General features: G+C 46.2%; 10 protein-coding genes. All 10 read left to right on the forward strand.

What is annotated here, in order from left to right; genetic code table 11:
* The first annotated feature begins 100 nt into the window (after positions 1 to 100).
* The 10 genes from MKX50_RS09855 (at position 101) to MKX50_RS09900 (ending at position 13,954) form a co-directional block, all read left to right on the forward strand.
* A complete protein-coding gene (locus tag MKX50_RS09855) occupies positions 101 to 1,711 on the forward strand; it encodes an ABC transporter substrate-binding protein (protein WP_339159424.1) in 1,611 nt (536 codons plus the stop codon).
* A gap of 195 nt (positions 1,712 to 1,906) precedes the next feature.
* Positions 1,907 to 3,625, forward strand: coding sequence for a CocE/NonD family hydrolase (locus MKX50_RS09860; protein WP_339159427.1), 1,719 nt, complete (start codon positions 1,907 to 1,909; stop codon positions 3,623 to 3,625).
* A gap of 39 nt (positions 3,626 to 3,664) precedes the next feature.
* Positions 3,665 to 4,816, forward strand: a complete 1,152-nt coding sequence (locus MKX50_RS09865; RefSeq protein ID WP_339159429.1) for a 2-hydroxyacyl-CoA dehydratase family protein — start codon at positions 3,665 to 3,667, stop codon at positions 4,814 to 4,816.
* A 1-nt stretch (position 4,817) separates the two neighbouring features.
* Positions 4,818 to 6,128 carry a 2-hydroxyacyl-CoA dehydratase family protein gene (locus MKX50_RS09870; RefSeq protein ID WP_339159431.1) on the forward strand — a complete coding sequence of 437 codons (1,311 nt, stop codon included), beginning with the start codon at positions 4,818 to 4,820 and terminating at the stop codon, positions 6,126 to 6,128.
* A 25-nt stretch (positions 6,129 to 6,153) separates the two neighbouring features.
* Positions 6,154 to 7,374 carry a CoA transferase gene (locus MKX50_RS09875; protein ID WP_339159433.1) on the forward strand — a complete coding sequence of 407 codons (1,221 nt, stop codon included), beginning with the start codon at positions 6,154 to 6,156 and terminating at the stop codon, positions 7,372 to 7,374.
* 102 nt (positions 7,375 to 7,476) lie between these two features.
* The gene (locus tag MKX50_RS09880; RefSeq protein ID WP_339159435.1) at positions 7,477 to 8,337 is read left to right on the forward strand and encodes an alpha/beta fold hydrolase; all 861 of its coding nucleotides are present in this window, start codon (positions 7,477 to 7,479) and stop codon (positions 8,335 to 8,337) included.
* Between the two features lie 320 nt (positions 8,338 to 8,657).
* Positions 8,658 to 10,880 carry a helix-turn-helix domain-containing protein gene (locus MKX50_RS09885; RefSeq protein ID WP_339159437.1) on the forward strand — a complete coding sequence of 741 codons (2,223 nt, stop codon included), beginning with the start codon at positions 8,658 to 8,660 and terminating at the stop codon, positions 10,878 to 10,880.
* A 222-nt stretch (positions 10,881 to 11,102) separates the two neighbouring features.
* The gene (locus MKX50_RS09890; protein ID WP_339160071.1) at positions 11,103 to 11,882 is read left to right on the forward strand and encodes an enoyl-CoA hydratase-related protein; all 780 of its coding nucleotides are present in this window, start codon (positions 11,103 to 11,105) and stop codon (positions 11,880 to 11,882) included.
* A gap of 21 nt (positions 11,883 to 11,903) precedes the next feature.
* Positions 11,904 to 12,476: a hypothetical protein gene (locus tag MKX50_RS09895; protein WP_339159439.1), complete on the forward strand. Its 573-nt coding sequence runs from the start codon at positions 11,904 to 11,906 to the stop codon at positions 12,474 to 12,476.
* Positions 12,477 to 12,532: 56 nt separating this feature from the next.
* A complete protein-coding gene (locus MKX50_RS09900; RefSeq protein WP_339159441.1) occupies positions 12,533 to 13,954 on the forward strand; it encodes an NAD-dependent malic enzyme in 1,422 nt (473 codons plus the stop codon).
* Positions 13,955 to 13,980 lie beyond the last annotated feature (26 nt).

Below are 13,980 nucleotides of genomic sequence, written 5' to 3' on the forward strand. Positions count from 1 at the left end.
CAATTTGGAAGCGATTCCAAAGGGGGATGTGAATAGGTCGCTGCTTTATATTATAAACGTATCAAAGTTACCTGAATAATGGGAAATAAGGGGGATGAAAATGTCAGTCTTTAGGAAAAAATTGCATTTAACCATGGTCATATGCTTATCCGTTGTACTCGTTCTAGCAGGATGCGGCAGTAAACAAAGCGGATCTGCCAACAACGGTAATACAGGTAATTCCAAGAAAACAGAGAATGAAGCTTCCGGGAATCCGTCTGCAGGAAGCGGCGGCGTGCTGAGATTAGCTTTTAGTAATGGACCCGTGAATATAGGGAATATGCCCCAAGCCAGAACCATTGAAGAAGTCATCGTTGGAGGTGCAGCTCTTGAGACCCTGACGCGCTTTGACAGCAGCGGTAACTTTGTGCCATGGCTTGCAGAAAAGTGGGAGCAGGATGTGGAAGGAAAGGCGATTACTTACACATTACAGCAAGGCGTTAAATTCCATGACGGTACCGATTTTAATGCGGAAGCTGTGAAGTGGAATTTGGACCAGCTGCTTGCCGTGGAGAAGCGTGAATTCAGCAACCTGGCTTCCGCAGAAGTCATCGATGAACATACTGTAAAATTAAATCTCAAAAGCTGGGACAGCACGATGATTGAGACCGTAACGAACTTCTTGTGGATCATGTCTCCAACTTCCTTTGAGAAGTTAGGAAAGGACGCTTTTTCGAAACAGCCGGTAGGTACAGGGCCTTTCGTCATGGATAGCTTCGAACAAGATGTTGTAATTAAATATAAGAAGAACGAAGAATATTGGCAGGCAGGAAAACCATACTTAGATGGGTTAGAATTCCATATTATTAAAGATCCGATGATTGCATCGGCTACTTTCCAAACAGGGGATGTAGACGGATTGCTGCTAGCTCCGTCCAACACGGTGAGGGAACTGGAAAAAGAAGCGGTAATCGTTAGACTTGAATCAGGTTTAGGTGCAGGCGCCAGTGGATTTATCACAGACAGTGCGAATCCGAAATCTCCTTTTGCCGATGTCAGAGTACGTAAGGCGATGGGGCATGCAATAGACTCTGAAGCTATTACAAAATCACTTTTTGGCGATACCGTGCTGAATACAAATCAATGGGGATTATCCACGTCATGGTCCTACAATCCAGAGGTGGAAGGCCAGCCTTACAATCCAGAGAAAGCAAAACAGCTATTGGAAGAAGCGGGATATCCAAATGGGTTTAAAACCAAATTAATAGGCGGTTCAGGCGATAGTGATCGCTTAACTGCCGTGCAGGCCTATCTCAAGGAGGTTGGCATTGATGCACAAATTGAAATGGTCGAATTCGGCAAATATAAGGATCTGACCGGGGCAGAAGCCAATTGGGAAGGGATTATTACCTACAACTTTAGAGGTGATGCAGACTTAGCCCTTTATATGTCAAGAAATTTTGCGCCAGGCGGTCCTTTATACGCCAATAATGTCTACCAACCAGAAGATGTAACAAGGCTGCTTCAGGAGGCGAGAACGGCTCCCGACCAAGATACCAAAATTAAAATCAGTCACGAGCTTCAAAAACTGGCCTATGATGAGTATGCCTTGGCTTATCCGCAATACGTGACAACATCCCCGGCCATATTCAAGCCGTATGTCAAAGATACCGGCATCAATGAGACTTACATGACGTTTTTCAGACCTGAAGACGCAAAGATCGAAAAATAATCACTGTAAATCTAGCCTCGATTTGCCTCTTCGGCAGATCGAGGCTTCTTATGTGGACGAAAAAAGTTAGTGCATCGTGCAGGGAAGACATTACCTCTTTTAGTCCCCTGTAAACGTTTACTTCGCCATGATCCCCCCTTAGAATTAATTGTAAGCGGTTTCGTTGGAATATAATTTTCATACATGGGAGTGGAAATGACTGTGCATGGATCCATTCAGATTAAAACCGATGTTCCGTTCGAAATGAGGGATGGCACGCTATTAAGAGCGGATGTGTACAAGCCAGAGGGTGCAGGCAGATTTCCTGTCATTCTAGTTAGAACGCCATATAATAAAACCGGGTTTAACCAAGGATTAGTTAATCCGCTGGCAATGGCGCAAGCGGGGTACGCCGTAGTCGTTCAAGACATTCGAGGCAGGTATGCTTCAGATGGAGTTTGGGAGCGTCATCGCATGTTCGAGGTGGAAGCTTTGGATGGATATGATACGGTAGAGCAAATCGCGGTTCAGCCATGGAGCAGCGGGCAGGTGGGGCTGGCCGGAGGCTCTTACTTAACGGCCATGCAGTGGATTACAGCGATGGCAAGTCCACCCCATCTAAAAGCGTTCTCACCGTATATTGGAGACATTGGCACGAATATAGCGCCGCCGCCAGAAACCGGTGCAGTTTCCTTCTACTCCGCAGCCAACGCATTGCCATTAACCGCTGCAGATCTGGTAGATAAATTAGAGCAGCAGGGTGAAAATGTCACAGAGCTTCGACAACATCTTGATCATGCCCTGCGGGACCCCTACTGGGTGATTAACTATTTGCCCTTTAAGGAAATTCCGCTTGCCCAATTTGAACCCATTCGGCTCATGCTTGAGCAGCGCCTTCATCCGCCGACAAAGGAAGAGATTTTGCAGCGGAAGCGGTATGAGAACATTCGTATCCCTGGGATGCATATTGGCGGATGGTTTGACCAGCTGGAGCAGGCGATTGTGAATAACTATTTGAAGGTTAAGGAGTTTGGCGGCTCGGAACGCGCCAAAACCTCTCAGCACCTGATGATCGGGCCGTGGGATCACGGGAGCGTGCGCTCATTTTTAGGCAATATGGAATTTGGCCCCACCTCAGCGAATGAGTCGGAACTAAGGCGGCATATCATTCAATTTTATGACCGATACCTCCTGGAACAAGAGGTGGACATTCCTGCTGTGCGTTATTTTGTGATGGGACGGAATGAGTGGAGAACAGCAGACTCTTGGCCGCTGCCGGAAACGCAGTGGCAATCCTTGTACTTTCACAGCAGCGGGAGAGCAAACACCAGCCAGGGTGATGGCGTGTTGAGTCGTGAGGCACCTTCGATCGAGCCCGCAGATACTTTTTTCTATAACCCGCTTCTGCCGGTACCAACGGTAGGTGGAAAACTGTTAGCCATGGGAGGCATGGTGCCAGGCCCGGTAGATCAAACGGTTATCGAGCGAAGGGAGGACATCCTTTGTTACAGCACGTCCGAGTTGCGTGAGGATCTTGAAGTCACAGGCCCGCTACAAATGATTTTATATGCAAGTACTACGGCCAAAGATACAGACTTTACGGCAAAGCTGACGGATGTTCAGCCAGATGGCCGCTCTCTGCTCATTGCTGAAGGAATCCAGCGAGCAAAGTACAGAGATTGGAATTATGAGGAAATACCAATTGAGCCTGGTGCTGTCATTAAATACACGATTAATTTGGGCAATACCAGTCATGTGTTTCGCAAGGGACATCGTATTCGGATTCATGTCTCGAGCAGCAATTTTCCCTTATTTGATCGAAACATGAACACGGGACATTCGATCGGAGAAGATGCGGTCGGTGTGGTGGCAGAACAAACGATTTATCATGACTCCAATTATCCATCTCATATTGAACTTCCAGTGATTCCGTAAGCATATAAACATCACAACAACAGGTTAGGAGGCGTCTATGTGGCCATAAAGTCACGTGCGTATGAAACGATAGAACAAGCTTATCGGCACAGCAAAGAAACCGTTATTGAGTGGAAAAAACAAGGCCGGCTTGCCGTCGGTTGTATAGGTTCGGATGTACCCGAGGAAGTTCTAATAGCGGGAGGTATTTTGCCGGTTCAAGTGTTCGGCAATCCAGAGGCTAACTCTCCGCTGGCAGAACAATATTTGGAGAAAGGCTTTGATCCGCTTACGGTTTCTCAGTTTGAACAAATTGTAAATGGCAGCTGCACATTTTTGGATCGTATAGTCATATCGAATTCTTCCGACGCAGTGATTCGATCCTATTATTATTTAAGGGCCATTAGAAAAATGGAACCTCACATGCCGGTGCCGCCGCTTTACTTTTTCGATTTTCTACATACCCCCTTTAGAATGAGCGGGATGTATAACCGGGACCGATTACGCGCTTTGATCCGGGAGGTCGAGGGCTGGTCAGGTAAAGAAATCAATACGCAAGCGCTTCAGGAGGCTGTATCGGTTTGTAACCGGACTAGAAGGCTGCTGCATGAACTCAACGAGCTCAGGCAGCCAACAGCCCCGAAGGTCAGCGGAACGCAAATGCTGAAGCTGATCGGTGCATCGATGGTGATGCCAAGACAGCTTTGTAATGAATTACTCGCTGAATTCCTGGAAGAAGCCAGGTCCGGAAGTGAACTGGCGGGTGTTCCCGTGTTTGTAACAGGAAGCCCTCAGGATCACACGTTTCTATATGAGGTGATTGAAGCTTGTGGGGGACTAGTCGCAGGCGAGGACCATGAGATGGGTTTTCGCCATGTGAAGGATCTCGTGGATGAGAGTGTTAATCCCATTGACGGTATTGTTGACCGCTATCATTTAAGACCTCCCGTGTCCGGCCAAGCGACGGTATCCCGGCGAGTGAAGGATCTAACGAATGCAGTGGAGCAGTCGAAAGCCGAAGCTGTTGTGTTTTATGTCCACGAGAAACATGACGCGATCTCCTGGGATTATCCCTCCCAGCGCAAAGCATTGGAGGCAAAAGGGATCTCCGTGCTGATGCTGGAGGATCAGCCCTATGGTCCGGTTCCGGAGGAAACAAAGAGGAAAATAACTCAATTCATATCTGCCGTCAAGAAGGGGGGACGTTCTTAAGATGACTGAACAAGCGAACACTGCCGCACCAGCATCCGGCTCCCGCGCGAGTGTTAAAAAGTTAAAAACAGCCGCTAGAGCCACAGCGTATCAGAAAGAATGGTTTATGGGGTTGAAGGAGAGAGTGGAATCCGGCGAACCGCTGGCTATCGTCAATGCGGATGTCCCTCAGGAAATTCTTCGAGCGATGGATATTCCCTATGTTGTCAATCAGTGGTGGTCCGCTGTCTGCTCAGCAAAGCAAATGGCCCCGTACTATCTTAATTTGTTGAATGAGTGCGGTTACCGTCAGGATTTGTGCCGCTATTGTTCGCTAGCACTAGCTGCAGCCATTGATCCGGAGCCGGAAAAAGGCCCTTGGGGCGGACTGCCTAAACCTACGGTAGCTATAACTCGATTGACTTGCGATTCCCAGGCAAAAATATTTGAACTGCTGGCCCAGGAATACGGCGTGCCCTTCTATCCTTTGGAGAATACGGTTCCTTTGCAGATCCCGGACGAATGGTGGACCAAGGCGAGAAGAAACTGGGATGAACTGTTCGAACCCCATCGTTTAGATTTAATGGTGGAGGACTTTAAAGGATTGATTCGCTTTCTGGAAACGAACACGGGCAAAACCTTCAGTGAAAGCCGTTTTAAAGAGGTCATGAAATTAGTGAATGAACAGGCGGAATACAACAAGAAAACGCGTGATCTTATAGCGCGAACCATTCCGGCTCCAGTCAGTATCACGGACACCGTACAAACCGTAATGGTGCCTCAATGGCAGCGAGGTACCGAGTGGGCTGTGGATATCGCACGCTCGCTTTACGAGGAAGTCAGTGATTTGGTAGAGCGCAAGGAGGCGGCTAACCCGAACGAGAGAATTCGCTTGGCTTGGGTGGGACGCGGCTTATGGTTCAATCTCGGATTTTATCAGCACTTCGAGGAGAAATATGGGGCATCTTTCATTTGGTCCATCTATCTTGGACTTGCAGCCGATGCTTACGCGAGATATGGTGAGGATTCTCTTCGTACCTTGGCCAGCCGTTTTGTGGGCATGGAAGACATGCTGCATATGCCGCCTTGGAATAGCGATTGGTATGTGAAGGAAGCCAAGCTGAATCAGATTGATGGTGTGGTTCATCTCATTTCAGACAGCTGCACACAGGGAGCTGGAGGAACTTATTTTATTAAAAAGGCGTTTGAAGCTGCAGGCATTCCTGTTCTTCAGCTGCGGGCTGACCCGGTTGATGCGCGTTCATGGGATGACTCGGCTATGATCAAGGAGCTTGAGCAATTTCTGGAGGAACGAGTAAAGGTTAGGGCATGATCATGATGAACAGGGGGTTAGGATATTGAGTAAATCAGCGTTAGAAGGCGTAACCGTGCTTGATTTTACACAATTTGAAGCCGGAACGGTCTGTACTCAAACCTTAGCGTGGCTGGGCGCCAACGTCATCAAGCTCGAGCGTCCTGGCACGGGAGAACAGGGGCGAGGTGCCTCGGCAGATCAAAAAGGGGCAGACTCCTACGGTTTTATTATATTAAATTCAAATAAGAAATCGATCACTGTGGATGTGAAGAAGCCAGAGGGCAAAGAGCTGGTCTACAAAATGATTGAAAAAGCGGATGTCATGGTTGAGAATTTTTCGCCGGGTGTTATTGAACGATTAGGCTTTGATTACGAAACCGTCCGCGAGCTGAATTCGAGAATGATTTATGCACAAATTAAAGGCTTTGGGGCGGATGGTCCTTACGCCAATTTTCCAGCATTTGATGCCATCGGGCAGGCCGCCGGTGTGGTGATGAGTGTGACAGGTGAAAAAGACGGACCGCCGATGCATGCAGGTGTTAATTTTGCGGACAGCGGAGCAGGCTACCACTGTGCTATTGCCATTCTTGGCGCACTTTATCAACGCACAATGACAGGTGAAGGCCAAAAGGTAGAAGTAGCTATGCAGGATGTCATGATCAATTTCAGCCGTTCTGCCTGGGGGCGCCAGTTCATGACAGGCGGGAAGGAAACTCCCAGAGTGGGCAATGAAATGCCTATGGCAGCTGTAGCGCCATGCAATGTGTATCCTTGTAAGCCTGGAGGCCCTAATGACTATGTATTTATTTACACCTCTCGTGTTCCTAGCAGCCCGCAGTGGAAGCGCTTGCTAAAGGTCATTGGTCGGGAAGACATGATGGATGATCCTAGATTTGCTACTCCGGAATCCAGGTATGAGCATAAAGAGGAAATAGACGCTATGATCAGCGAGTGGACCATGCAATATACGAAACACGAAGCTATGGATATTATAGGCAAAGCGGATGTGCCCATCTCAGCCATTCTATCCACCGTTGATATTACTAACGATGAATATCTTCGCAAGCGCGGTACGATGGTTGAGATTGACCATCCCGTTCGCGGCAAACTTGTGATCCCGGGCAACTCCATGAAGCTCTCGGCATCTCCACTAGAAGTGAAGCCGGCACCACTGCTTGGTCAGGACAACAAGGAAGTATATAAAGAGCTGCTTGGTCTGGGAGAAGAGGATTTAGAGGCGCTTAAGCAGGCCGGTGTGATTTAAGTGAGGACCGGTCATGCGCTGGAAAGTGAAGTGCTGCAACGATTGACTCCGAGGTCCCGCTGTTACAGAGGAAATTTGTCTGGCTAGAGGAGGCTTGAACATATGCCAATCATTAAATTAAAAGATGTTGAGTTATATTATGATGAGTTTGGTTCAGGAGACAGATATTTAATTCAAGCACAGCAATACACAAACAATAAACTGCATTACACGATTGATCTTGCAAAGCAGGGTTTTCATGTATTCAACATCCAAATACGGGGATATGCCCCCTCCACGCCAGTTCATGAGGATTTGGGGGAGGCCTGGTATGATGTGTGGGCGCAGGACGTTTGCGATTTTGCGGATTTCATGGGAATCCAGTCTTTTTTCTATACGGGCTATTCCCACGGCGCGGGTATTGGGTGGCACCTTTGTATGAATCATCCTGAACGGCTTCGTGCGTTCTTCCCGATTGTAGGCGGACCCCATAAGAGAGACGGTCAGGAGACAGGCTCTGCGCGGATGAATACGATCATGGCGGCGGAAAGTCGGGAAACATGGAGGCCATACGCTGAGAAGATGACGGCTGGAAACACAGAGATGTTTAGACGAATAGCAGAGCGGGCTGATGACGAGGAAACGAAGCATTTAGCATGGGCTGCAGCAGAGCAGTACAGAAATTTTTGGATCAACATGCCGAAGGAGGCTGCGATTCTTAATCCTAGAAAGCCATTTCCAAAGGTAAAAACCGAAGAAGCGTTGATTGAAATTCTGGGAAATATCGAGATTCCTACTCTGATGATCGGCGGAATGATGGACGATATTAGTACCCCGGAAGACATGGTAAGGTCTTGCAAGGCGGTGAAGCACTCCAAGCTAGTCTTATACTCTGATGCAAACCATGGGAATTTAGGACCGGAGTTTCGCCTTGAAATCGTAGAGGACATCATGCAATTCTGCAACCAGCGTCATTTAATTTAATCTATAAGTCACAACCTAGCGGAGCTAATCTAGCTCGCTAGGTTGTTTTGTTCTGTTGAAAAGCTCGATCCAGTCTATATTTAGTTTACAGTGCAGGAAAGAGACATAATTAATTAGTGCATAGTGCATATAATTTTAACGTGATTTTCGATTTATAATAGATTAAAATAAAGGTAATTCGAATGATCATAATACCTAAACGTTGTCATCTGCGCCAAGCGATTCTATTTTATAATAAAGTTTTGTAAGCGCTGTCCAAAAACATTAGGATTATTCTATTACGGTGATGGAATATTTCTATGGGATGGGGAGGGAGCGGCATGATGGATGTACAAAAGAACAAGCATATTATGGATAAGATTGATGGGCATTTACGAAAAACCGCACGACGCATGGTTCAATTTGACACCTTAGATGAAACGCTGCACTATTTAATCGATTCTTTTCATCAACAGTATGCTTGCGACTACATGTCCATTATTTACTTGGAAAATGATATGTTGAGGCTAAAAGCCAATAAGGGAGATGCTGCTCGATTTGAAGCCGATTTTCCCTTGAATGCCAAACGTTGTCATCCTCGATTATTGCTGGAGCCCATTAGCTCGTTATTTGATGTCCTGGACAACAAAGAACAATGTCCCATCCTCACAGGCTTGGAAGAAGAACGATTTCAAACCTGGTTTACAATCCCCATCAGGCTGGAGGAGGACAGCAGCTTAGGGTTTTGTGTCATCGGTTTTCGTTCGTTTGTTCCGCTCGTGATTGGAGCAGAGAAGCTGTTTGAAGAGTACGGTAAGGATATTGCGACTTCCTTGCAGCTAGCTCAGCAAAGAGAGAATGAAAACAAGAAAATAGAAGGCTTGGCCTGGCTAAAAGAGAATAATTATCTCGGAGGGTCCTCTATTGAACAGATCGTAGAGAATATTGTAGAGCGTGCAGGTAAAGGTACGAATGCCAAAGAAGCCTTTGTTTATTTGTATGATGAACATACTAATAATTTACTTCTGCAGCCTCCGAGTTATGGCGGAACTAAACCGCCGCGAAAAATCGATATGCTGGATGTATATGATTTGAAGCCCTTTTTCCCTTACTTGGAGAAAAGCGGGGCCTCGGAGATGACGATCCCTCTCATGGTGAATTTAAAGCTGATTGGTGTACTTCATGTCAATGAGAAGCTTCAGGGTTATTTCACAAATGAAGATTTGGAACTGCTCCAATTTCTCGCGTCACATGTATCAACCCTAATCGAAAATGCAAGGCTGTACATGAGTGAAGTGGACCGACAAAACAGGCTGCAAACCTATATGCAGCACCAGCAGGAGTTAGTCAAACAAACGATAGATGATGAAGGTTTCGCTGGAATTTCCAACTTCTTGTCCGACATGATTAACTGTTCGGTTGTGATGCTCGACCGCTTTCTCCATTTAACTTCTCATAAGTTCAAGGAGCATGATGAAATGCGTATGGAGGATGTGCTGGACTTAATTGGCAGGGAGAAGAAGGCCATATTAAAAGCTGGACAAGTGGAACAGTGGTTTACTGCTGATGGCCATTTAGAGCTAGGCCTATGGAGAGTGGCCAGCGGCAGCGATACGCTGGGATATTTAGGGCTTTTAATTCCTAAGAGTCACATGGATATTGTCCTTAGAATGTCATTGAATCACGCCCTTAACGTGTGTGCGGTTCAGTTTATCAAACAGAAACTGGTTCTTGATGTGCGTGAACAAGTACGGGATAGTTTTTTTAATCAATTATTTGTTGAGAAAATACAAGATCGCAAGAAAATACTCGAGTACACGAACCTTCTAAATTGGAACATCAATGAGCCGCATTGTATTGGTTTGTTCTCATTTGAATTTGATTTCAAATCAAATGAGGAGCACAACACGAACCTTCTGGAGGAAGACGCAAAGAAGACTTGGGTATGGGAACGCATACGTGACTATATGACTCGGATGTATCCGGGAATTATTTTTACTCGTAAAGATGGATACTATATGGTGATCGTCCCAAAAGAGATCTTCGCTGCTAACGAATTTTGGAAACGCTTTTATGAGCGTGTGAAAAAGATGGTTAGCTCCGAGGAGCAGCATCTATCCGTACATATAGGTATCAGTCAGGAAGCTAACCAAATTGAGGATTACTATTTGTGCTACAAACAAGCCCAAAAGACGCTTGTGATTCTGTACAGTCGATTTGCTGAGAAGGGTTATATGCGCTTCGATGAGCTGGGATCCTATACCGTGCTGTATCATTTGGGTGATCCGATGGTTGTTCCGCTGTTCTTGAAAACATATCTAAACCCGCTGCTTGAATATGGGAATGGTAAAAATCGAGATTTATTCGATACATTGAGAGTCTATTTGCAGACGAACGGGAATATCAAAGACGCGGCGAACCTTTTGTTTATCCACCGCAGTTCATTAAAGTATAGGTTGGAACGAATTCGGGAAATTGTCGGGATTAATATAGATCATGCAGAACAGCGTTTTAATTTAATGCTGGCATACAAACTATATGACTTATTTAATGAGGAAAGCTGATTTTCTTTGGAGGAGCCCTACATGATCGGGCTTCTCCATTTTTATGCAAAGTCCGGTTGCCCTATATGATGGATAAAAAGAACACTCTTATTTCATTCACCGTGGATGTTCTAGCTTGTTCTAAGAGGTTTTATAATTACAATATCTATCTTTGGTGTGTCAAGAACTGGAGGCGCTAATATGGTTGCGAATAATCATGCTATGAATCATGAACTAGAAGCCTTGGAGTTTGAAACGCTTGAGTTAAAGATTGTCGATAAGGTTGCTGTCATTTACTTGGATCGACCGCCCGTGAATGCTTTAAACTATACATCGTTTGAAGAATTGTACCGCATCCTGGTCAACATTGAGAATGATTCTTCAATTAAGGTATTGATTGTGACTGGAAAAGGGGAACGTGCCTTTGCGGCGGGGGCAGACATATCAGAAATGGCGAACTTGGATGCTGAAGAAATCAAAAAGATGAATCAAACCTCTCGCAAGGCCTTTGATAAGCTGGAAAATCTATCGATTCCGGTCATTGCAGGCATCAATGGGCTTGCATTGGGCGGCGGCCTGGAACTGACATTATGCTGTGACTTTAGAATTTGTTCGGACAATGCCAAGATTGCATTGCCGGAAATAAACCTAGCGACCATTCCGGGAGGTGGCGGAACACAGCGATTACCGCGTTTGATTGGTCCATCAAGAGCCAAGGAGCTTTTATATTTTGGAGATATCATCAACGCAGAGGAAGCATTTTCAATTGGTTTGGTAAATAAAGTGGCAGAGTGGAAGGAGCTGCTTGACATCTGCATGGATTGGGCGAACAAGCTGGCCAATAAGCCTGGAGTAGCTATGCGGATGATGAAGACGGCGATGAGTATTGGAGTGAATAGTGATTTATCCAGTGCTCTGACACATGAAGCGGCTTGCTTTGAACAAACTTTCGTGACAGCTGACCGCGAAGAAGGCATGCGTGCTTTCGTTGAGAAGCGAAAACCTGTTTATAAGGATAAGTGAAAATTATGGGAGGCGATCTAAATGGGAAGTGTCGTGGGGAAATGGCCGGAATCGATCATATCTACGGATCAGGGCCGCGACTTGGACCAGTACGTTTCAAGGCTGGTAGAAAACAAATGGTTTGAATCACCGATGAATAACAGATTCATGGCAGAAGCGGCTATACAGGATTTATTTACTTCGATTGAAGAGGGCGAGGTTTCCGTTCGCTGGTTGGAAAAGCAAGAGATTGCGGGTTTCATTCAAGATTATAATCTGGTCCACGATCCCATGTGGCCTCACCTGTATGACATTCCTCAGCAGATCTATGATGCTGCTCAGGCAAAGGGAATAAAAGAGGATGTGTCGTTCATCATGAATGATGTGCCGGAGCATTTATTCCACGCTATATATGATGGGGCATTCAAGGCGTTTGAAGAGCAGGGAAAGATAGTGATTTCGCATGTTGTAGCCGCAGTATTGTATATCACCTGCCTTCACATTTCATGCAGTGCTGTATGTGATCGCCCTAGTCCCATTGCTAAGCTTTTTGAATTATTGAGCCTGGGCTATCTTCCTCTAGGGGTGAAGGATGGGTCTTTTTATGTGTATTAGTCTCCAGAGGCGCGCAGCACATTGTGAATTGAAAGTAATCAGGGGGTTGTCAGGCGATGAATAGCCAAACAAGGGGCAGCTACACTATCATTATTCGGTTGGACATTGAATCAGACCTTCCCTTTATTGATATAGCGAAGGTCATTCATGAAGTAGGTGCCGAAATCGTTGCTGTGGATACAGTGAGTCGGGGGAAAATGTCCATGGTTAGGGACATCACGGTTTCTGTGTTCAATCCGGCTAATGAAAGTCAGTTAGTCAATGAACTGAAGAAAGTAAAGGGTGTCCAAATTATTAATGTGTCGGATCGAACCTTCTTGCTGCACTTGGGAGGCAAGCTTGAAATTAACTCCAAAATACCGATTAAGAATCGTGATGATCTATCACACGTCTACACACCAGGTGTTGCAAGGGTATGTACAGCTTTGCATGAGGACCCTTCGAAAGCGTATTCACTGACGATTAAGCGAAATACAGTCGCAGTAATTACAGATGGAACTGCGGTATTAGGATTAGGTGACATTGGCCCGGTAGCTGCTCTGCCTGTCATGGAAGGAAAGGCGATGCTTTTTAAAGAAATGGCCGGCATTGATGCATTCCCCATTTGCCTAGATACCAAGGACACGGACGAGATCATTGACATCGTGAAGAAAATTGCACCTGTTTTTGGGGGCATAAATCTCGAAGATATTTCCTCTCCGCGCTGCTTTGAAATAGAAGAACGGTTGAGGCAGGAGCTGGATATTCCAGTTTTCCACGATGATCAGCATGGTACCGCCGTAGTGATGTTGGCGGGACTGATCAACGCACTGAAAATTGTAGGCAAACAGATGCATGAGATCAAGGTTGTGTTCAGCGGTGTGGGGGCTGCAGGCATTGCCTGCACGAAGATTCTTCAATCAGCGGGTGTCAAAAATATTGTTGGAGCAACCCGCTCGGTAGGTATTCTGCATCGAGGCGAAACCTATAGTAACCCGATGCTTCAATGGTATGCCGAACATACCAATCCTAACCATGAAACTGGCCAGCTGAGCGATGCGATGCAGGATGCGGATGTCTTTGTAGGGCTTTCTGGGCCAGGCGTGATTTCTGTAGAAGATTTAAAGAAGATGGCCAAAGACCCCATCGTGTTTGCTATGGCTAATCCAACACCAGAAATTATGCCGGAAGCGGCAGAACCTTATGTGCGTGTCATGGCAACAGGCCGCTCAGATTATCCAAACCAGCTGAATAACGTGCTGTGTTTTCCCGGGATATTCCGAGGTGCCCTGGACTGCCAAGCTACAGGTATTAATGAAGAAATGAAGCTGGCTGCTGCCTATGCCATTGCTTCAATCGTAAGCGAGGATGAGCTTAACGAGCAGTATATCATTCCAAGTGTCTTTCATTCGCGAGTGGTAGAAGCGGTGAGGAAAAAGGTCATTCAAGCAGCCATAGAGACCGGTGTCTATCGAAGAAAACCACATGACTTCAGCTGAACAAGGTACACGCCCTATCCAATGGA

Source organism: Paenibacillus sp. FSL W8-0186, from assembly GCF_037969765.1.
GTDB lineage: Bacteria > Bacillota > Bacilli > Paenibacillales > Paenibacillaceae > Fontibacillus > Fontibacillus woosongensis.